Origin of the sequence: Pseudotabrizicola alkalilacus (assembly GCF_003443995.1) — a bacterium.
Classification (GTDB): domain Bacteria; phylum Pseudomonadota; class Alphaproteobacteria; order Rhodobacterales; family Rhodobacteraceae; genus Pseudotabrizicola; species Pseudotabrizicola alkalilacus.
This window is the reverse complement of sequence record NZ_QWEY01000003.1, coordinates 46,470-65,907: the sequence shown is the minus strand read 5'-3', so window position 1 is coordinate 65,907 and position 19,438 is coordinate 46,470. Positions and strand designations below refer to the sequence as shown.

The 19,438-nt window shown below is 63.6% G+C and carries 19 protein-coding genes; 11 read left to right on the top strand and 8 right to left on the bottom strand.

Going from position 1 to position 19,438, the window contains the following annotated elements; genetic code table 11:
* Positions 1-39: 39 nt before the first annotated feature.
* The 3 genes from D1012_RS07025 to guaA form a co-directional block, all read right to left on the bottom strand.
* Positions 40-924 carry a DMT family transporter gene (locus D1012_RS07025; protein WP_199489451.1) on the bottom strand — a complete coding sequence of 295 codons (885 nt, stop codon included), beginning with the start codon at positions 922-924 and terminating at the stop codon, positions 40-42.
* A gap of 41 nt (positions 925-965) precedes the next feature.
* On the bottom strand, positions 966-1,244 hold the full coding sequence (locus tag D1012_RS07020) for a putative quinol monooxygenase (protein ID WP_118150661.1): 279 nt from the start codon (positions 1,242-1,244) through the stop codon (positions 966-968).
* Positions 1,245-1,335: 91 nt separating this feature from the next.
* A complete protein-coding gene (guaA, locus tag D1012_RS07015) occupies positions 1,336-2,904 on the bottom strand; it encodes a glutamine-hydrolyzing GMP synthase (RefSeq protein WP_118150660.1) in 1,569 nt (522 codons plus the stop codon).
* Between the two features lie 235 nt (positions 2,905-3,139).
* On the opposite strand from guaA, the gene D1012_RS07010 reads away from it, so the two are divergent.
* Positions 3,140-4,687, top strand: a complete 1,548-nt coding sequence (locus D1012_RS07010; RefSeq protein ID WP_118150659.1) for a trimethylamine methyltransferase family protein — start codon at positions 3,140-3,142, stop codon at positions 4,685-4,687.
* 83 nt (positions 4,688-4,770) lie between these two features.
* On the opposite strand, the gene D1012_RS07005 is transcribed toward D1012_RS07010, so the two are convergent.
* A complete protein-coding gene (locus D1012_RS07005) occupies positions 4,771-5,049 on the bottom strand; it encodes a DUF6477 family protein (RefSeq protein ID WP_118150658.1) in 279 nt (92 codons plus the stop codon).
* Between the two features lie 226 nt (positions 5,050-5,275).
* On the opposite strand from D1012_RS07005, the gene D1012_RS07000 reads away from it, so the two are divergent.
* Positions 5,276-6,388, top strand: a complete 1,113-nt coding sequence (locus D1012_RS07000; protein WP_118151128.1) for a DUF6456 domain-containing protein — start codon at positions 5,276-5,278, stop codon at positions 6,386-6,388.
* Between the two features lie 148 nt (positions 6,389-6,536).
* Positions 6,537-7,487 (top strand): lipoyl synthase, encoded by a 951-nt coding sequence (gene lipA, locus D1012_RS06995; protein WP_118150657.1) that lies wholly within the window; start codon positions 6,537-6,539, stop codon positions 7,485-7,487.
* Between the two features lie 155 nt (positions 7,488-7,642).
* On the opposite strand, the gene D1012_RS06990 is transcribed toward lipA, so the two are convergent.
* On the bottom strand, positions 7,643-8,095 hold the full coding sequence (locus D1012_RS06990; RefSeq protein WP_118150656.1) for a type II toxin-antitoxin system RatA family toxin: 453 nt from the start codon (positions 8,093-8,095) through the stop codon (positions 7,643-7,645).
* A gap of 64 nt (positions 8,096-8,159) precedes the next feature.
* On the opposite strand from D1012_RS06990, the gene hpt reads away from it, so the two are divergent.
* The 3 genes from hpt (at position 8,160) to D1012_RS06980 (ending at position 9,859) form a co-directional block, all read left to right on the top strand.
* Entirely contained in the window at positions 8,160-8,708 is a 549-nt protein-coding gene (gene hpt / locus D1012_RS06985; protein WP_118150655.1) for a hypoxanthine phosphoribosyltransferase, read from the top strand.
* Positions 8,705-8,872 (top strand): hypothetical protein, encoded by a 168-nt coding sequence (locus D1012_RS22785; protein ID WP_199489450.1) that lies wholly within the window; start codon positions 8,705-8,707, stop codon positions 8,870-8,872. The genes hpt and D1012_RS22785 overlap by 4 nt, the downstream gene beginning before the upstream one ends.
* 96 nt (positions 8,873-8,968) lie before the next feature.
* Positions 8,969-9,859, top strand: coding sequence for a cytochrome c (locus D1012_RS06980; RefSeq protein WP_118150654.1), 891 nt, complete (start codon positions 8,969-8,971; stop codon positions 9,857-9,859).
* Positions 9,860-9,898: 39 nt separating this feature from the next.
* On the opposite strand, the gene D1012_RS06975 is transcribed toward D1012_RS06980, so the two are convergent.
* From D1012_RS06975 to D1012_RS06965, 3 genes are read right to left on the bottom strand one after another with little or no spacing between them, the layout of a single operon-like run.
* Positions 9,899-10,375 (bottom strand): CinA family protein, encoded by a 477-nt coding sequence (locus D1012_RS06975; RefSeq protein WP_118150653.1) that lies wholly within the window; start codon positions 10,373-10,375, stop codon positions 9,899-9,901.
* Positions 10,372-10,878, bottom strand: coding sequence for a phosphatidylglycerophosphatase A family protein (locus tag D1012_RS06970; RefSeq protein WP_199489449.1), 507 nt, complete (start codon positions 10,876-10,878; stop codon positions 10,372-10,374). Before D1012_RS06970 ends, D1012_RS06975 begins: the two co-directional genes overlap by 4 nt.
* Complete coding sequence (locus D1012_RS06965; RefSeq protein WP_118150652.1) at positions 10,875-11,996, bottom strand: bifunctional 2-C-methyl-D-erythritol 4-phosphate cytidylyltransferase/2-C-methyl-D-erythritol 2,4-cyclodiphosphate synthase; 1,122 nt, start codon at positions 11,994-11,996, stop codon at positions 10,875-10,877. Before D1012_RS06965 ends, D1012_RS06970 begins: the two co-directional genes overlap by 4 nt.
* Positions 11,997-12,177: 181 nt before the next feature.
* On the opposite strand from D1012_RS06965, the gene dusB reads away from it, so the two are divergent.
* The 5 genes from dusB to ntrX all read left to right on the top strand — a co-directional run bounded on the left by dusB (position 12,178) and on the right by ntrX (position 19,421).
* Positions 12,178-13,185 carry a tRNA dihydrouridine synthase DusB gene (gene dusB / locus D1012_RS06960; protein ID WP_118150651.1) on the top strand — a complete coding sequence of 336 codons (1,008 nt, stop codon included), beginning with the start codon at positions 12,178-12,180 and terminating at the stop codon, positions 13,183-13,185.
* Positions 13,182-14,276 carry a two-component system sensor histidine kinase NtrB gene (locus D1012_RS06955; protein ID WP_118150650.1) on the top strand — a complete coding sequence of 365 codons (1,095 nt, stop codon included), beginning with the start codon at positions 13,182-13,184 and terminating at the stop codon, positions 14,274-14,276. Before dusB ends, D1012_RS06955 begins: the two co-directional genes overlap by 4 nt.
* A complete protein-coding gene (locus D1012_RS06950) occupies positions 14,276-15,643 on the top strand; it encodes a response regulator (protein ID WP_118150649.1) in 1,368 nt (455 codons plus the stop codon). The genes D1012_RS06955 and D1012_RS06950 overlap by 1 nt, the downstream gene beginning before the upstream one ends.
* A gap of 84 nt (positions 15,644-15,727) precedes the next feature.
* A complete protein-coding gene (locus D1012_RS06945) occupies positions 15,728-18,007 on the top strand; it encodes a sensor histidine kinase NtrY-like (protein ID WP_435530908.1) in 2,280 nt (759 codons plus the stop codon).
* 1 nt (position 18,008) lies between these two features.
* A complete protein-coding gene (ntrX, locus tag D1012_RS06940; RefSeq protein ID WP_118150647.1) occupies positions 18,009-19,421 on the top strand; it encodes a nitrogen assimilation response regulator NtrX in 1,413 nt (470 codons plus the stop codon).
* Positions 19,422-19,438 lie beyond the last annotated feature (17 nt).

The following is a 19,438-nucleotide window of genomic DNA, read 5'->3' as shown; positions in this document are numbered from 1 at the left end:
TGACGGTCAATCAATGACGCCGCGTCATAATTCTATCAATCAGCGTGTGTGTGTCTTTCGCGTCTCGGATCGGATGTTGATCCAATTGGCAAAAAGGATCAGCGCCGCGCCGGCAAACAGCAGCGGCTCCAGCTGTTCCTGATACAAAAGCGCGCCTGCAAACGCCATCAGCGGCAGGCGGATAAAATCAACGGGCATGACAAAGGTGGCCGGGGCAAGTCGCAGGGCAGAGGTCAGGCACAAATGCGCAACCAAGCCGGTCACCCCGATCAGCGCCAGCCAGGGCGCGGTAGCAGCGGTGGGCCAGGTGATATGGCCGTCCATCGCGGCCAGAACCGTGCCGAACACGAACTGCATTACGGTCAGCCAGAACAGAATCGACAGGATCGTGACATCACGCGCCAGACGCTTGGTGGCGATATTGGTTGCCGCAAAGCACACCGCGGCCCCGGCTGCCGCCAGCACTCCCAGATTCAGCGTGTTAAAGTCCGGGCGCACCACGATCAGGATGCCGACAAAGCCCAAACCCGCCGCAACTGCGCGCGGCCCCGTGATCCGCTCACCCAGCAGCAGTGGTGACAGCAGGATGACCCAGAGCGGCGAGGTGAATTCGATGGCGATCAGCTGAGCAAGGGGAATCAGTGTCAGCGCAAAGAACCACAGATTCTGACCGGTGAAATGCACCACATTGCGCAGGGCATGCCCGCCCAGCCGGACCCCACTGATATCACGCAGCCTGCCCATGGCCACCGCAGCAGCGATCACCAGAAAGAAACTGACAAAGGACCGCGCGGCCATGATCTCGAACGTGTCATGCACGCCCTGCAATTGCCGACCGGCAATCGCCATGCCGGTAAACGAGACGACAGAGCCCAGCATCCAGAAGACGGCGGCAAGCGGGCGATAGGGGGCGGGCGTGTTCATGCGCCTGTTCTGGCCGCTGGCGTGCGGACTGTCCAGAGCGCTCAGTCAGGCAGATCCTCGACCCGGAAATCGCGCAGGATATGGCGGGTCGACTCAAACCAGTGGCTGGCGCGGGTGCGGGTCTGATGTGCGTCGAAATCGTCACGGGTGCGAAAGGTTTCCTGCACATCCCAGATCAGCGGATCATCGGTCTGCACCACGTCAAACGACAGACAACCGGGCTCAAGCCGTGTCAGCCGGATATGCTCAGGCACATGAGCGCGCACGGTCTGCGCCTCGGCCTCGGTCATGCAGATCAGATGGCCTTTGAGCCGGATCATGGCGTCACCCTTTTGTGGTCAGGCCAAAGGGTGACGTGGATGCGTAAGGCGGACAAGGGGGGAGAGACGATTTTCTACCGAAAACCGTGGCTCACTCCAGTTCGATCGTGCCCGGTGGCTTGCTGGTGCAGTCGTAGAACACCCGGTTGATCCCCGGCACCTCGTTGATGATCCGGGTCGAGGTTTCACCCAGAAAATCATGGGTGAACGGGTAATAATCGGCGGTCATACCATCCACTGAGGTGACCGCGCGCAGGGCCAGCGCGAAATCATAGGTGCGCCCGTCGCCCATCACGCCCACGGTGCGCATTGGCAGGATGGCGGCAAAGGCCTGCCAGATGTCGTCATACAGCCCATGCTTGCGGATCTGGTCGATATAGACCGCATCCGCCTTGCGCAGAATGTCGAGCTTTTCCACCGTGATCTCACCCGGGCAGCGGATCGCCAGACCGGGACCGGGGAAGGGGTGGCGGCCGATAAAGCTGGCGGGCAGGCCGAGTTCGCGGCCAAGCGCGCGCACCTCATCCTTGAACAGCTCGCGCAGCGGTTCGACCAGTTTCAGCCCCATCTTTTCCGGCAGACCGCCGACATTGTGGTGCGATTTGATGGTGACCGAGGGGCCGCCGCTGAACGACACCGATTCGATGACATCGGGGTAGAGTGTCCCCTGCGCCAAGAATTTCGCGCCGCCGACTTCGGTGGCGTGTTTCTGGAACACGTCGATGAACAGGCGGCCAATGGTCTTGCGCTTGATCTCGGGATCGGAGACCCCTTCGAGCGCGCCGAGAAACAGCTCGGATTCGTCGGCATGAATCAGCGGCATGTTGTAGTTGTCGCGGAACATGGTGACGACCTGTTCGGCCTCCCCCAGCCGCAAGAGGCCGTGATCGACGAACACGCACGTGAGCTGGTCGCCGATTGCTTCATGGATCAGCACGGCGGCGACCGAAGAATCGACCCCGCCCGACAGCCCGCAGATCACCTTTGCGTCGCCGACCTGTTCGCGGATCTTGCGGATGGCCTCATCACGGTAGGCCCCCATGGTCCAGTCACCCTTGAACCCCGCCAGTTTCACGAAATTCTCGTACAGCTTCGCGCCCTTGGGGGTGTGGTGGACCTCGGGGTGGAACTGGACCGCATAGAAATGCCGCGACGGATCGGCGGTGATGGCAAAGGGCGCATTGGGCGAGGTGCCGAACACCTCAAACCCCGGCGCGATTTTCGACACATGGTCGCCGTGCGACATCCAGACCTGTTCGCGGCCTGCGGTGGTATTGGGATCGAACCAGCCATCAAGCAGCGCCAGACCCGAGCCGCTTGGCGTGACATAGGCACGGCCGAATTCGGCGGTGCCGTGACCGCGTTCCACCAGACCGCCCAGGCAATGCATCATCACCTGCTGGCCATAGCAGATCCCCAGGATCGGCACGCCCAGGGTGAATACCGTCTGCGGCGGCATCGGCGCACCGGGCGCAAATACCGAAGACGGCCCGCCCGAAAAGATCACGGCTTTCGGCGCAAACTCGGCCAGAAAGGCATCGTCAACCTTGTTGAACGGATGGATTTCGCAATAGACGTTCAGCTCACGCAGGCGGCGCGCGATCAGCTGCGTTACCTGAGAGCCGAAGTCGATGATGAGAAGGCGGTCATGATGGGTCATGCGCCCGCATACGAAGGGCCACGCAGAATCGCAAGAGGGGAAAGCGGTGCCGCGCGGGTCAGATCGCATCGCAGGCGGAGATCAGGAAGATGAGTATTTGGGCCAAGATGAATGCGGAGGGTCAGAAGCGTGGGCCGGGCGCATGTCGTTTTTGGGTGCCAAGTGACGGAAACGGGGTCCATGTTGTCAGGCAATGGCGGCATAAGGGCGGCAAACAGGCTTTGGAGGGTTCGACATGAGCGAAGTTGCGACTGAGGGGCGCCGGGCACGCGGCGGCGGCGGGTCGGCACGGCGCGCAGAGCGCACGGCGGTTTCGCTGGAAACGGCAAAGTTCATTCAGCGCAACATTCCGAATTTCGAGATCCTGAACGCCGAGGCGCTGGAGATCATCGAGTGGAATGCCGACACGGTTCTGGAAGAGATCGGCGTCAATTTCGTGGAAAACCCCGCGGCTCTGGCGCTGTGGAAAGCGGCCGGTGCAGATGTGCAGGGCGAGCGGGTGCGGATCCCGCGCGGTCTGGCGCGCAAGCTGTGTGCAACCGCGCCGTCCAGCTATACCCAGCACGCCCGCAACCCGGCACGCAATGTCGAGGTGGGAGGCCGCAATCTGGTGCTGGCCCCGGTCTATGGCCCGCCCTTTGTGCGCGATCTGGAAGGCGGGCGGCGCTATGCGACGATTGCCGATTTCCAGAACTTTGTGAAACTGGGCTACATGTCGAAATGGCTGCACCATTCGGGCGGCACGGTTTGCGAGCCGACCGATGTGCCGGTGAACAAGCGCCATCTGGATATGCTGCACGCCCATATGGTGCTGTCGGATAAGCCCTATATGGGGTCAGTGACCGAACCCAGCCGGGCCGAGGATTCGGTGGAGATGTCGAAGATCCTGTTCGGGGCGGATTTCGTTGACCAGAACACGGTGATGACCTCGCTCATCAACATCAACAGCCCGCTGACCTTTGACGGCATCATGATGGGCGCGCTGGAGGTGTTTGCGCGGGCCAATCAGGCGTCAATCATCTCGCCCTTTATCGTGGGCGGAGCCATGGCCCCGGTGACGGTGGCCGGCACGCTGACGCAGGTTCTGGCCGAGGTGTTGGCGGGTGTGGCCTATAGCCAGCTGGTGCGGCCCGGTGCGCCGGTGATCTTTGGCGCGTTTGTGACCAGTATCGACATGAACTCGGGCGCGCCAACTTTTGGCACGCCGGAAGCGGCACACATCACCTATGGCGCGGGTCAGCTGGCGCGGCGGCTGAACCTGCCGTATCGCTCGGGCGGGGCGTTCTGCGGATCAAAGCTGCCCGATGCGCAGGCGGCCTATGAGACCGCCAACAGCCTGAACATGGCGCTGCTGGCCGGGGTGAATTTCATGCTGCATTCCTGTGGCTGGCTGGAGGGCGGGCTGGTCAGTTCCTACGAGAAATTCGTGATGGATGCCGATCAGCTGGGCACGCTGCACCATCTGGCGCAAGGCGTGATGATGGACACCAACGGGCAAGCGATGGATGCGTTGCGTGAGGTGGGTCCGGGCGGGCATTTCCTGGGCTGCGAGCACACGCAGGCCAATTTCAAATCGGCGTTCTGGCGGTCGGATCTGTTCGACTACAAACCGTTCGAGACCTGGGCCGAAGAGGGTGCGCGCGACACCCAAGCTCTGGCGGCGGAACGGGTGAAAAAGCAGCTTGGAGACTATCAGCAACCGGCGCTGGACGCTGGCACGCGCGAGGCGCTCGATGCCTATGTGGCACAGAAAAAGGCGTCGATGCCCGACGCCTTCATCTGAACAGCCGGAGATCAGCGGGCTGACCGCGAGGGATCAGACCAACGGCCCGTCACCCCGACGGGCCGTTTTCTGTTCACGCGCGCTCACGCCCCGCGCATCACCACCGGGGTTTCCGCCAGCAGCGCGATCAGCACCTCGATATGACGGGTGATCGAATAGGCCGCATCGCCGCGCTGACGGTTCTGCTCCAGTTTATCTTCTTGTGTCAGCAACTGGCGCACCGTCGCCTCGGGCGAGGCGGGCAGGCTGATCAGCCGTTTCAGATCACGGTCGCGCCGATAATCGGCCACGCCAAAACGGGCCGCGTGCATCAGCAGACGGGGGCGGCGCAGATCGGCAAGCAGGGTGCGGAAGTCTGACATGGAACGGCTCCTCATTGTTTCCGAGACAGCATAAATCCCTCAACCTTGCGTTGCATTTTATGTGGATAACCGCGCGGTCTGTTCGAAATCGTTTCACTTTCTTCATCAATTATCCGCAGGTCCGCCGAGTTCGACCCGATACATTAACCAATGCGTAACCGGTTCCGTTCAGGTTGTGTTAACCTTGAGTGGGTCAGGAAACCGCACGGCGGCACCGGAAACGCAGATGACATCGAACCTGTCCGCCGAATTCAGTTTGCCCGAGTGGTTGCCCGCCGACGTCAGACTCTACCTTGACCATACCGGGGTCGGGGTGACGTTCCGGGAACTGGTGCGCCGCAGCGGAGGCCATGCCTCTACCGTGATGCGTCAGGTCCGCCGCTGCGAAGCCCGCCGCGAAGACCCGCTGGTGGATGAAGCTCTGGCCCTGTTGGGCGGCAGGACGATGGCTCCAGACAGAGAGGAAGCCACGCCCATGACCGTTAATCCCAGATCACTGCATCTTGACGAAGCCACGCTGTCGCGTGAGGGCCGCCGCATTCTGCGCCGGCTGGCCGAACCGGGGGCGGTGCTGGCCATTGCCCCCGATCTGGAAAAGGCAGTGGTGCTGCGCGAATTCCCCGATGGCCAGCAGGCACGGACCGGGGTGCTGGACCGCGCCGTCGCACAGGCCTTTGCGGTCAAAGACTGGATCAGCTGCCGCAAAAAGGGGCGGGTGACAACCTATGAGATCACCACCGCAGGCCGGGCCGCGCTGAAACGGATGATCGACGACAGCGATCTGGCCCGGCAGGCCCATCAGACCGGGTTGGCCGAAGCGCCGATGCCCTTTGCCAATCAGCACCGGATCTGGGACGACCGCCAGATCGAAGAGGGCGGCGCTTCGCGCAAGATCCGCTACAATCTGGCAGAAAGCCCGCTGGCCGTGTTGGGGCGGCGGCGCGACAAGGATGGCAAGCCGTTTCTGGAAAACGACCTGATCCGGGCCGCTGAACGCCTGCGCGAAGATTTCGAGCTGGCGCAGATGGGGCCGCGGGTGGCGCAGAACTGGGAACGGTTCCTGACCGCCGGTGACCGGGGCAGCTTTCGCCCCGATGCCGGTCACGGCGAAGGGCCGGGCCGGGCGCGCGACCGGGTGGCGGCGGCGCTGCGTGACCTCGGCCCCGGTTTGGGCGATGTGGCGCTGCGGGTGTGCTGCTTTCTCGAAGGCATCGAGGCGGCGGAAAAGCGGATGGGCTGGGCCGCCCGTTCGGGCAAGATCGTGCTGCGCATCGCCCTGCAACGGCTGCGCCGCCATTATGAGGAAAACACCTGCGAGCGTCGCAATTTCATCGGCTGACCTCCGGGGGTGGGGCAGGGGCCTTTGCCTTGTCCCGCCGCACGATGCTGCCATGCGCGGCACGCAACCCCTTGCGTCCGCAGGGCAGGTTGTGCGCGACCCCGGATCGGGCTAGATATGAATCACAGCATGGTTTGCGGAGGCCAAATTGCGCGATCTTACCCTTCCCGATCAGCGGCACCCGGAAAAGGCGCACCGCCCAGACAACGCCCAGCCCCGGAAACCGGACTGGATCCGGGTGCGCGCGCCCACCTCTGAGGGCTACAAGCGCACCCGCGACATCCTGAAAGAGAAAAAGCTGGTCACCGTCTGCGAAGAGGCGGGTTGCCCCAATGTTGGCGAATGCTGGTCGCAGGGCCACGCCACCATGATGATCATGGGCGAGATCTGCACCCGTGGCTGCACCTTCTGCAACGTCGCCACCGGCAAGCCGCAAACCCTTGACGCGTTCGAGCCGGGCCGCGTGGCCCATGCGGTCGCCGAACTGGGCCTGAACCATGTGGTCATCACCTCTGTGGACCGCGACGATCTGGACGACGGCGGGGCCGAGCATTTCGCCCAGACCATCCGCGCCGTACGCCATCGCGCGCCCAACACCACGATCGAGATCCTGACCCCCGATTTCCTGAAATGCCCGCCCTCGGCGCTGGAAAAGGTGGTCGAGGCGCGGCCCGATGTGTTCAACCACAATCTGGAAACCGTGCCCGGCCTCTATCTCGAAGTGCGCCCCGGCGCGCGCTATTTCCACAGCTTGCGCCTGTTGCAGCGGGTCAAGGAACTGGACCCGACCCTGTTCACCAAATCCGGCATCATGGTCGGCCTGGGCGAGGACCGGGCCGGGGTGCTGCAGGTGATGGATGACATGCGCAGTGCCGACATCGATTTCCTGACCATCGGCCAGTATCTGCAGCCGACTCCGAAACACCACCGGGTTGACCGTTTTGTCACCCCGGATGAGTTCAAGAACTTTGAGACCGCCGCCTATGGCAAAGGGTTCCTGATGGTCTCGGCCACGCCGCTCACCCGGTCGTCATACCACGCGGGCGATGATTTCGCGCAACTGCGCGCCGCGCGTCTGGCCAAACTCGGCCGGGCCTGAGCCTGGTATCAATGGCAGCAAAGCCCGACCTGGCTTTGCTGCTTTCCCAAATACTCCCGCGCGGCGCGCTCTTTTCCCGAGGAGACACGCCCTTTGGCGTGCGACGAGATAAAGACAACGCGCCGCAGGCGCTCAATTGGATCAACGGTCGCAGTTCAGCGCCGGCCGTACAATTCGGCTGCCCGGCGTTCAAAGGCCCGCACGATCCGTTGCATCGCCTCGTTGAACACCACACCGATGATCCCTTGCAAAATCGCGTTGCGGAATTCGAAATCGACAAAGAAATCAACCTCGCAACCGCCCGCCGCCTCGCGGAACCGCCAGGTTGACCGCATGTGGCGGAACGGGCCGTCCAGATATTCGGTCTCGATCCGCTGCTCAGCCGGCCACAGCACCACCCGGCTGCCAAAGCGTTCGCGGAACACCTTGAAGCTGATCACCAGATCCGCCTCCATCACCTCTGACCCGTCGGGCTGTACCTCGCGCGACCGGATACGAGCCGCCGAGTTCCACGGCAGAAATTGCGGATATGACCCGACATCGGCCACCAGATCATACATCTGTTGCGCGCTATAGGGCAGAAAACGGGTTTCGTTATGGGTTGGCATCAGCAGGTTCCGTGACTCGGTCCGTGCTTTTCGATAGAAAGCGCGCAGAAATCAAGGGGACGCCATGACGCAACGACCTTATGTGATCGACCAGATGATCAGTGCCAAGTCCATCGCCGCACGGGTTGAAGAGCTGGCGCGCGAGATAACCATGCATTTTACCGGCACCGACAAGCTGGTGGTGGTGGGCCTGTTGCGCGGATCTTTCGTCTTCATCGCCGATCTGGTGCGCGAGTTGGACCTGCCGGTGGAGGTCGATTTCCTGGAGGCCTCCAGCTACGGCAACGCCATGCATTCTTCCAGAGAAGTACGCATTCTCAAGGACTTGCGCGGTGAGATTGCCGGGCGCGATGTGCTTCTGGTCGAGGATATCGTCGACACCGGCTTTACGCTCAGCCATGTCATCCACCTGCTCAAAGCCCGCGAACCGGCACGGCTGAAGGTCTGCGCTTTGCTCGACAAACCCTCGCGCCGCGAGGTGGCGGTCAAGGCCGACTGGACCGGATTTGAGATCCCCGATGAATTTGTCGTGGGCTATGGGATCGACTTTGCCCAACGCAACCGCAACCTGCCATTCATTGGCAAGGTCCGCTTTACCGAGGATGCGCCATGAACCCGATCTGGTTCCTGCGCATGGCGAAATGGGCGCGCAATCCGCCATCCTGGGCGCGGGTCAAGCTGGTGGTGGGCGTTGTGCTGGTCTGTTTCGTGATCTTCGGATTCGAGTATTTCTGGGGCTGGCCAGAGGCGCTGACGCCGCAAAAGGTCAGGCCCTGAAATACCGGCCACGTCGGGCACTGGCAAAAAGGTGATGCCCGGCGGGCCATAAATCCGCTAGCCTGCCTCTGACCGCAGCAAAGCCAAGGAGTTGCCATGCGCCGCCTGTTCCTTTTTATCCTTGCCGCTGCTGTGGTCGGGGCGGCGGCGTTCTGGGCTCTGACCCGACCTGCGCCCTTGCCCGCCGATACCTTTGCCGGTCTGACCGGAGATGTTGTTCGCGGCGAGGCGGTGTTTCACGCCACCGGCTGCGCCTCGTGCCACATGGCACCGGGCGCCACGGGCGAGGCAAAGCTGGTTCTGGCGGGCGGGCAGGCATTCCCGTCTGATTTCGGCACCTTCCTTGCGCCCAACATCAGCCCGGACCCGCAGCAGGGCATCGGCGGCTGGTCGCTGATGGATCTGGCCAATGCCCTGCAGCGTGGCGTTTCGCCCGGTGGCGCGCATTATTATCCGGCCTTGCCCTATTGGTCCTATGCGCGGATGCAGCCGCAGGACGTGGTCGATCTTTATACGTTCCTGCAAACCCTGCCCCCCGATGCCACCCCCAGCCAGCCGCATCAGATCGGCTTTCCGTTCAGCATCCGCAGGCTGGTGGGCGGCTGGAAACTGCTCAACAGCGACAGCGATTTCGTGGTGCAGGGCGATCTGACCGAGGCCGAGACCCGGGGCCGCTACATTGCCGAGGCGATGGCCCATTGCGGCGAATGCCACACGCCGCGCAACGCGCTTGGCGGGCTGGACACCAGCCGCTGGCTGGCTGGCGCGCCCAATCCGTCGGGGCAGGGCACAATTCCCAACATCACCCCGGCCAAGCTGACATGGAGCGAGGGTGAAATTGTCGAATACCTCACCAGCGGTTTTACCCCCGACTACGATTCGGCGGGCGGCCATATGGTGCCGGTGATCGAGAACATGGCGCAGCTGCCCGAAAGCGACCGGGCGGCGGTGGCGGCCTATCTGAAAAAGGTGCCGGGCGTGGAGTGAGGTTCTACTCCCAGGCGGGCGCTGGATTAACCCGGCGGCTCAGGCCTGATGCAAGGCCCGTTCCAGCAGCACCAGCGCATGTGCGACCGTCGCCTGACGCACCTGCGCCCGCCCGATTGCGCCAAACTCCACCGTTTCGGTCTGCACATCGCGCCCCTCCAGCGCGAGGCCAAAGCACACCCGGCCCTCGGGCTTGAACTCCGACCCACCCGGCCCGGCGATACCAGTGACCGACACCGCCAGCCCGACGCCTGCGCGCAGCCGCGCGCCGGACGCCATTTCGCGCGCGACCTCTTCGCTGACCGCACCAAAATCGGTCAGGGTCTGCGCCTGCACCCCCAGCATCTCTTGCTTGGCTTGGTTGGAATAGGTGACAAAGCCCCGGTCAAACACATCCGACGAGCCTGCCACCTCGGTCAGCGCGGCCGAGATCAACCCGCCGGTGCAGCTTTCGGCCGTGGCAATCAGAACACCCTTTGCCCGCGCCAGTGCCAGAACCTGTTTAGCCTGCGTCACATCAAGACCCCATGCGCCACGCCCGCCGCGACCAGCACCGCCACTCCGGCAAATACCCCGGCCAACAGATCATCCAGCATCACCCCAGTCGGATCGCCGCGCCGGTCAGCGCGGCCGATGATCCAGGGCTTCCAGATGTCGAACAGGCGAAAGAACAGGAACGCCGCCACCCAGCCGGGATAGGCGGCCAGCGCCCAATCCTCGATCCCGCGCGACCAGAACGCGGCGGCGGGGAACAGCAGCGCGATCCATTGCCCCGCCACCTCGTCAATGACGATCTCGGACGGGTCATCGCCGGGCCGGTCGCGCAGGGCCTGTTCACAGGCCCAGAACCCCAGCAGCGTCACCGCGACCGTGGCCACGACCAGCGCCGGAAAGCCCAGCAGATGATCAATCGCAAGGCCCAGCGCCACAGCCACGGCGGATCCCCACGTGCCCGGCGCGGGGCGCAGCAGGCCGACATAGCCGAATGTGGTGATGGCCCGGATCATTCTGGCGGTCATGCCCGCACCAGCGCGCAGGTGGCCAGCGCCGCGATGCCCTCTTCCCGCCCGGTAAAGCCGAGGCGTTCCGAGGTGGTGGCCTTGACGCTGATCCTGTCCATGTCGACTCCCATGATCGCGGCCAGAGCCGCCCGCATCTCTGCCTGATGTGGCCCGATCTTGGGCCGTTCGCAGACCAAAGTCACATCGCAATTGGCGATGCTATAGCCGCGCGCCCTGACCCGGCTCATGGCGTGGCGCAGAAAGATCCGGCTTTCCGCGCCTTTCCATTGCGGGTCACTGGGCGGGAAATGCACGCCGATATCGCCCTCGGCCAAAGCGCCATAGATCGCATCGGTCAGCGCATGCATGCCGACATCGGCATCCGAATGGCCCAGCAACGCCTTGCCATGCGGCACCTTGACCCCGCAGAGCCAGACATGATCGCCTGCGGTAAAGGCATGCACGTCATAGCCATTGCCCAGCCGTATATCCATATCTCGCCCCCTCAGAAGCCTGGCCGCGCGGGTGAAATCCTGCGCGTAGGTCAGTTTCAGATTGTCCTCATCGCCCGGCACAATCGCCACGCTGTGACCCGCCCAGCGCGCCACCTCGACATCATCCGCCGCATTGCCCGGATGGGCACGATGTGCAGCCAGGATGGCGTCAAAACGAAAGCCTTGGGGCGTCTGCGCGCGCCACAAGCCCTCGCGCGGGGCGGTGCCGTCCACGGTCGCGCCGCCGCGCCACAGCGCATCGGTCACCGGCAGGGCAGGGGCCGCGCCCGTGGCCCGGTCCAGCGCCTGCAACACCGCGCCGATCACCGAAGCCGAGACCAGCGGGCGCGCACCGTCATGGATCAGCACCTTGGTCACGCCCTGACCCTCCAGCCAGTCCAGCGCGTTGCGCACCGACCCCGCCCGCGTTGCAGCGCCTTCGACCATCGGCAGGCCATACGGCGCGGCGCGGGCATGGTCTTCGGGGTGGATCACCAGCACCACACGGTCAACTTGCCCGGCAAAGGCGCGGATGGTATGGGTCAGCACGGGTTCGCCCGCCAGATCTTGCCATTGTTTCGGCAGATCCCCCCCGGCCCGGGTGCCCCGGCCTGCGGCGACGATGATGGCGGCTGTGGTCATGGCACCTCTCTTCGCCTCCTGCTTAAATCAGGGGAAAGACTTGCGCAACGTGCGCAGAAACCACGCGCTATTGCCTAAATTTCAGGCATTGCATGTTTTTCAACCGTTTTATTGACGCTGCGCCTTTGTTATCCCCGTCAAACAGGATTACCTCCACCACAGGCGCATAAGGATTGTGCAATTGGCTCTCTCGCTCGACAGTCTTACCATCGACCCTCCGGTGCTGCTGGCCCCTTTGGCCGGGATCACCGATCTGCCGTTCCGCCGGGTTGTCGCCGGGTTCGGGGCGGGTCTGGTCGTGTCCGAGATGATCGCGAGCGAAGACGTGATGCGCGCACAGCCCTTGGCGCGGGCCAAGGCCGAGCTGGGGTTTGGTGAGGCGGCAACTTCGGTGCAGCTGGCGGGGCGTGATCCCTATTGGATGGCCGAGGCCGCGCGCTATGCGGAAAGCCAGGGCGCGCAGGTGATCGACATCAACATGGGCTGCCCGGCCAAGCGGGTGACAGCGGCAGGCGGCAACGGGGCCTGCGGATCGGCGCTGATGCGCGAGCCGGATCTGGCGGTCGCGCTGATCGAGGCGGTGGTCGGGGCGGTCAAGCTGCCGGTGACGCTCAAAACCCGGTTGGGATGGGACCATGACAGCCTGAACGCGCCCGAGATTGCGGCACGGGCCGAGGCGGCGGGCATCCGCATGATCACCATTCACGGCCGCACCCGGAACCAGTTTTACAAGGGCAACGCCGACTGGGCCGCAATCCGCGCGGTCAAACAGGCGGTGGGTATTCCGGTCATCGCCAATGGCGACATCACCGACGCCGCCTCTGCCGCCCGCGCGCTGGAGCAGTCGGGGGCCGATGGCGTGATGGTCGGGCGCGGGGCCCAAGGCGCGCCCTGGCGGCTGGCGGAGATTGCCCATGCGCTCTACGGCACACCCGCGCCACAGGTGCCGCAAGGTGCGGCACTGGCCGATCTGATCGCCGGGCATTATGAGGCGCAGCTGTCGTTCTATGGCCGCGCTCTGGGCATCAAGACGGGTCGCAAGCATCTGTCCTGGTATCTGGAAGCGGCGGGCGCGCTGACCCATCGCACCGCCATCGTCACCAGTGACGACCCGGCACAGGTGATCCGCCTGATCCACGCCAGCTTTGCCGAACCGGGCGCAACCCATGTGAGCGGGGCCGCCGCATGACCCCGTATCGCACGCCATACCCGGTGCCGGGGGTGATCTGGGCCAGCCTGCCGATTCCGGCGCTGCTGCTGGGCCTTGACGGGCGCATCACCGAGGTGAACCCGGCGGGTGAGACGTTTTTCAACGCCTCCTCGCGGTCGCTGATTGGCCAGCCCGCGCTGGACCGGCTGTCGATTGACGCCCCGATGGAAGAGGCGTTTTCGCGCGCCCGGGCCAATCAGTCCACCATTTTCATCAATGATGTCGATGTGACGACGGGCGAACGCGCGCCGGTGCAATGCAATGTGCAGGTCGCGCCGATGCACGACAATTCCGACTACCTGATGCTGCTGATCAGCCCGCGCGACATTGCCGACCGTCTGGGCCGGTCGATGAGCGTGAAATCGGCCGCCAAATCCGCCATCGGCATGGCCGAGATGCTGGCGCATGAGATCAAGAACCCGCTGGCGGGCATCTCGGGCGCAGCGCAGCTGATCAGCATGAACGCCAATGCCGAAGACCGCGAGCTGACCGATCTGATCGTCGAGGAGACGCGCCGCATCGTCAAACTGCTGGAGCAGGTGGAGCAATTCGGCAACCTGCGCCCGCCAGACCGGCGGGCGGTCAACATCCATGATGCGCTGGACCGGGCCCGCAAATCGGCCATGGTGGGCTTTGCCGCGCATATGCAGATTGTCGAGGATTACGATCCGTCCTTGCCCCTGACCCTCGCCGACCCCGATCAGCTGATGCAGGTGTTCCTGAACCTGATCAAGAACGCGGCCGAGGCCAGCAAGGGCCAGCCGGGCACCATCCGCCTGCGCACCTTTTATGACCTGTCGCTGCGTCTGCGCCGCAAGACCGGCTCGCCTTCGGTGCTGCCGCTGACGGTTGAAATCATCGACGACGGCCCCGGCATCCCGCCGGAAATCGCCACCGATATCTTTGAACCCTTTGTCTCGGGGCGTGAAAACGGCACCGGGCTGGGCCTTGCTTTGGTTTCAAAGATCATTTCCGACCACGAAGGCTGGGTTCAGGTCGACTCGGTGCCAGGGCGCACCGCGTTTCGTGTCTCGCTTCCCGTGGCCCCCAAGAAGATGGAGAGCAACTGATGGACGGCACTGTTCTGGTCGCAGATGACGACCGCACGATCCGCACCGTGCTGACTCAGGCCCTGACGCGGGCGGGCTGCAAGGTTCATGCAACCTCCAGCCTGATGACGCTGATGCGCTGGGTCGAAGAGGGCAAGGGCGATCTGGTGATCTCTGATGTGATCATGCCCGATGGCAATGGTCTGGACGCGCTGCCGCGCATCGGCAAGATGCGGCCCGGCCTGCCGGTGATCGTGATCTCAGCCCAGAACACCATCATGACCGCGATTCAGGCCGCCGAGGCCGAGGCCTATGATTACCTGCCCAAACCGTTCGATCTGCCCGACCTGATGAAACGCTCGGCCCGGGCGCTGGAGCAGAAACGCCGCGCGCCGAAAATTCCGGTGCAACCGCTGCGCGAGGCGGGCGATGACCTGCCGCTGGTCGGGCGCACGCCTGCGATGCAGGCGCTGTACCGGCTGGTGGCGCGGGTGATGAACACCGATCTGGCGGTGCTGGTCACCGGCGAGTCGGGCACCGGCAAAAGCCTGATCTCGCGCGCGATCCACGATTTCTCAGACCGGCGCAGCCAGCCCTTTGTGGTGGCGCAGGCCGGTGATCTGCAGGGCGTCGATGGCCCGTCCACCCTGCTGTCGCGGGCCAAGGGCGGCAGTCTGGTGTTTGACGAGGTGGCCGATTACGACGATGACACCCAGGCCCGGATCGTGCGGATGCTGGATCTGATGGGCGATGGTGCGCCGCGCATCATGGCCACCAGTCAGGTTGATCTGTCCGCGCGGATGGAGGCGGGGGCGTTCCGTCAGGATCTGTACTACCGCCTGTCTGGCGTGACCCTGCATGTGCCGTCTTTGCGCGAACGCGTCGATGACATCCCGCTGCTGGCCGACCATTTCCTGACCCGCGGCGAGCGGGACATGGGTGCTGTACGGCGATTGTCGAACGATGCCCGTGATCTGGTGCGCGGCTACTCCTGGCCGGGCAATGTGCGCCAGCTGGAAAATACCCTGCGCCGGCTGATGGTCACCTCTTCCGAGGCCGAAATCACCCGCGCCGAGGTCGAATCGGTGCTGGGCAATCAGCCGGTGATGGAGCCGCTGAAAGGCGGGGGTGAGAATGAAAAGCTGTCGGCCTCGGTGGCGCGTCATCTGAAGCGGTATTTTGATCTGCACGGCGGCCATCTGCCCCCCGCAGGCGTTTACCAGCGGATTCTGCGCGAAGTAGAGATGCCGCTTATCGAAATCGCGCTGGATGCCACGGCGGGAAATCAGGCAAAATGTGCCGATCTGCTGGGCATCAACCGCAATACCTTGCGCAAGAAGATCACCGACCTCGATATCCGCGTGACACGGAGGCGCAAGCTGATGTAAAACCGCAACATCAAGCGTGTCGTTCCCGCCCCATGGCGAAAACGGCACCAGATGTGGCGGAACGGGCACGGATGACGCGCCCGCATCGGGGGTCGGGGACGAGTGCAGCGTGCGTTGGGATCAGCAGCCTGGGAACGGCTGGCGCGCTTGCGCAGGCAACGCCGCGTGCAGACGGCAACCACGTTCGGCTTGGTGTTTCTGGGGCCGGTGCTGGCGGTTCTGACCTTTCTGACGCTTGGCCCGTTCAGTCAAGGCTCCAACAGCCCGGCGCTGCGTCTGGTTCTGCTGGCCGATCTGGTCTACATTCTTGTGGTGGCAGCCCTGGTGCTGGCGCGGGTGGCGCGGCTGGTGTCAGACCGACGCAGCCAGTCGGCAGGCTCGCGCCTGCATCTGCGGCTGTCGGGCGTGTTTGCGCTGGTCGCTCTGGTGCCGACAGTGCTGGTCGCGGTGTTTGCGGTGCTGACGGTCAACATCGGGCTGGAGGGCTGGTTTTCCGACCGGGTCCGCTCGGTGGTTGGCACCTCGCTGTCGGCAGCGCAGGCTTATCACCGCCAGAGCCGCGATGACCTGATCGAGGATGCCACCTCGCTGGGCGCCTATCTGAACGTCGCCAAGCAATCGACGTTTTTCCTGCCCGATGACGGTCTGCGCCCCTTATTGTCGCAGGGGCAGGCGGCAGTGCAGCGTGGGCTGAAAGAGGCGTTTCTGATCGACGGCAGCGGCACCCTGCTGACCCGTGGCCAGCGCTCCTATCTGTTCGATTTCGAAACCCCGCCCGCCGAGGCCCTGACCCGCGCCCGGACCGAGGGGCCGCAGGTGATCGAGGATTGGGAAAATGACGAATTCCGCGCTGTGGTCGCGCTAGACGCTTATGTGGACCGCTATCTTTACGTCAGCCGCACCGTCGACGGCGAACTGCTGTCGCTGCTGGATTCCACCCGCGAAACCGTGCGGCTTTACAACCAGCTGGAGGCGGACCGGGGCAGGGTTCTGCTCAACTTTGGCCTGATCTATCTGGGCTTTGCCATCATCCTGATCCTGGCTGCGACATGGCTGGGCCTTTGGTTTGCCGAGCGGCTGTCGAAACCTGTCGGCCGTCTGGCCGGGGCGGCGCAGCGCGTGGGCGGCGGCGATATGGATGTGCAGGTCAAGGAAGAGCCCGGCGATGATGAAATCGCCATGCTGGGGCGGATTTTCAACCAGATGACCCGGCAGCTCAAGGGCCAGCGGGAGGCGCTGATCGAAAACAACCGCCAGACCGAACGGCGGCGGCGGTTGTTCGATTCGGTGCTGTCGAATGTCACAGCCGGGGTGATCGGGTTGAATTCCGATGGCCAGATCGACTTTGTAAACCGCGCCGGCGAGCGGCTGCTGGACATGACCAACGGCGTCGAAGACATGCCACTGGCCGAAGCGGTGCCAGAGTTTGCGCCGCTGTTCGACCGCTTGCGCGACAGCAACAGCGGCGGCGTGCAGGAAGAGGTGCGGCTGACCCGCAAGGGCAAGCTGGAAAGCCTGCTGGTGCGGATGAGCATGCGGCGCAGCGACACCGGGCGGCTGGAAGGTTATGTGGTGGCCTTTGACGATGTGACCGATCTGGTCAGCGCGCAGCGCATGGCTGCCTGGGGCGATGTGGCCCGGCGCATCGCGCATGAGATCAAGAACCCGCTGACCCCGATCGCGCTGTCGGCCGAACGGATCAAGCGCAAGTTCCGCGATCAGGTGAACGAACCCGCCGATCTGGAACAGTACACTGACGTTATTGTAAGGCAGACCAATGACTTGCGGCGCATTGTTGATGAGTTTTCAAAATTCGCCCGGATGCCCGAACCTGACCGCCGCGAAACCGATCTGACCCGGCTGTTGCGCGATGCGGTGACCTTGCAGGAAAGCGGCCAGCCACTGGTGCGCTTTGTCTCGGTCATCCCCGACATGCCGCTTGTGATGGAACTGGATGCGACCATGATCAATCAGGCGCTGACAAATCTGATCAAGAACGCAGGCGAAGCCATTGAAACCTTGCAGGAAAAGGGTGCTCCGGCGGGGCTGGTTCCCGAAATTCGGGTAGAGATGGCGCCTGATGAAGACGGCGTGACCATCCGCATCATGGACAATGGCATCGGACTGCCCCCCGATCGCGCGCGGTTGTTCGAGCCCTATGTGACCACCCGCGAAAAGGGCACCGGGCTTGGCCTGCCGATTGTGAAGAAGATCATTGAGGAACACGGCGGCACACTGGCACTGCTGGATGCCCCGGTTTTTGACGGAAATGCCCATGCGGGCGCGATGGCAGAGCTGCATCTGCCGCGCCTGACCCGCAAACGGGCGCGCAACAACATGGTCGCACAGGGCCAGGGAGGCTGAGATGAGCATTCTGATCGTTGATGACGAAAAAGACATCCGGGAACTGATCGGGGATATTCTGAAGGACGAAGGCTATGCCATTCGTCTGGCAGGAAATTCCGACGATGCCATGGCCGAGATCAATGCCGATCCGCCCAGTCTGATGATCCTGGACATCTGGCTGAAGGACAGCCGGATGGACGGGATCGACATTCTGAAAACCGTGAAACGGGACAACCCCGATGTGCCGGTGGTGATCATCTCGGGTCACGGCAATATCGAGATTGCGGTCGCGGCGATCAAGCAGGGGGCTTATGACTTCATCGAAAAGCCGTTCAACATTGATCAGTTGATGGTCGTGGTCAGCCGCGCGATGGAAACCAGCCGGTTGCGCCGCGAAAACGCCGATCTGCGCCGGCGTGAGGTGACGAGTTCGGAAATGCTCGGCTCCAGCCCGGCGTTTCGCGCGCTCAAGGCGCAGCTGGAAAAGGTCACCAAGTCGAATGGCCGGGTGATGCTGACCGGGCCATCCGGCAGCGGCAAGGAAATGGCGGCGCGCTTCATCCATTCCAATTCCAACCGCGCGAGCGCGCCTTTTGTCAGTGTGTCTTCGGCAACGGTAGAACCCGACCGGATGGAAGAGGTGTTGTTCGGGCGCGAAACCACCGAGCGCGGGATTGAAAAAGGCCTGTTGGAACAGGCACATGGCGGCGTTGTTTACTTCGACGAAGTTGCCGATATGCCGGTCGGCACCCAGTCCAAAATTCTGCGCGTTCTGGTCGAGCAGCAGTTCACCCGCGCCGGTGGCACCGACAAGGTGAGGGTGGATCTGCGGGTGATTTCCTCCACCACCCGCGATCTGCGGGCGGAAATTGCAGCGGGCCGGTTCCGGCAGGAGCTGTATGACCGGCTGAACGTGGTGCCGATCCCGGTGCCCAGTCTGGAGGAACGGCGCGAGGATATTCCGGAACTGACCCGGCATTTCATCGACCTGTTCCACCGCACCCAAGGTTTGCCGATGCGCCAGCTGACCCAAGAGGCCGAGGCGATGCTGCAGACCACCGCCTGGCCGGGCAACGTGCGCCAGTTGCGCAACGTGATCGAACGGGTGCTGATTCTGGGCGAAGCCCATGGCGCGATCGAGGCCACTGAACTGCCGGGGCAGGAAGCAGTGGTCGAGGGCAACGGGCGGCTGGTGCTGGGCGGCGCGATGGCAACTCTGCCACTGCGCGAGGCGCGCGAAGTGTTTGAACGCGAATATCTGCTGACCCAGATCAACCGTTTTGGCGGCAATATCAGCCGGACCGCCAATTTCGTCGGCATGGAACGCTCGGCGCTGCACCGCAAGCTGAAATCGCTGGGCGTGGTCACCACTTCGAAATCCGGCGGGCGGTCTGCCCATTTTGACGAGGTGGAGGACGAAGACGAAGGCTGATCCGGCCGTCATTGACC

Bases quoted from the DNA above. Each gene is read 5' to 3' on its own strand.
- D1012_RS06980 (WP_118150654.1), top strand. From the start codon at position 8,969: ATGCGCCGCCTGTTCCTTTTTATCCTTGCCGCTGCTGTGGTCGGGGCG.
- D1012_RS07010 (WP_118150659.1), top strand. From the start codon at position 3,140: ATGAGCGAAGTTGCGACTGAGGGGCGCCGGGCACGCGGCGGCGGCGGG.
- ntrX (WP_118150647.1), top strand. From the start codon at position 18,009: ATGAGCATTCTGATCGTTGATGACGAAAAAGACATCCGGGAACTGATC.
- D1012_RS07025 (WP_199489451.1), bottom strand. From the start codon at position 924: ATGAACACGCCCGCCCCCTATCGCCCGCTTGCCGCCGTCTTCTGGATG.
- D1012_RS06970 (WP_199489449.1), bottom strand. From the start codon at position 10,878: ATGACCGCCAGAATGATCCGGGCCATCACCACATTCGGCTATGTCGGC.
- D1012_RS06955 (WP_118150650.1), top strand. From the start codon at position 13,182: ATGACCCCGTATCGCACGCCATACCCGGTGCCGGGGGTGATCTGGGCC.
- D1012_RS07000 (WP_118151128.1), top strand. From the start codon at position 5,276: ATGACATCGAACCTGTCCGCCGAATTCAGTTTGCCCGAGTGGTTGCCC.
- D1012_RS07005 (WP_118150658.1), bottom strand. From the start codon at position 5,049: ATGTCAGACTTCCGCACCCTGCTTGCCGATCTGCGCCGCCCCCGTCTG.
- D1012_RS06950 (WP_118150649.1), top strand. From the start codon at position 14,276: ATGGACGGCACTGTTCTGGTCGCAGATGACGACCGCACGATCCGCACC.
- hpt (WP_118150655.1), top strand. From the start codon at position 8,160: ATGACGCAACGACCTTATGTGATCGACCAGATGATCAGTGCCAAGTCC.
- D1012_RS07020 (WP_118150661.1), bottom strand. From the start codon at position 1,244: ATGATCCGGCTCAAAGGCCATCTGATCTGCATGACCGAGGCCGAGGCG.
- D1012_RS06990 (WP_118150656.1), bottom strand. From the start codon at position 8,095: ATGCCAACCCATAACGAAACCCGTTTTCTGCCCTATAGCGCGCAACAG.
- D1012_RS22785 (WP_199489450.1), top strand. From the start codon at position 8,705: ATGAACCCGATCTGGTTCCTGCGCATGGCGAAATGGGCGCGCAATCCG.
- guaA (WP_118150660.1), bottom strand. From the start codon at position 2,904: ATGACCCATCATGACCGCCTTCTCATCATCGACTTCGGCTCTCAGGTA.
- D1012_RS06965 (WP_118150652.1), bottom strand. From the start codon at position 11,996: ATGACCACAGCCGCCATCATCGTCGCCGCAGGCCGGGGCACCCGGGCC.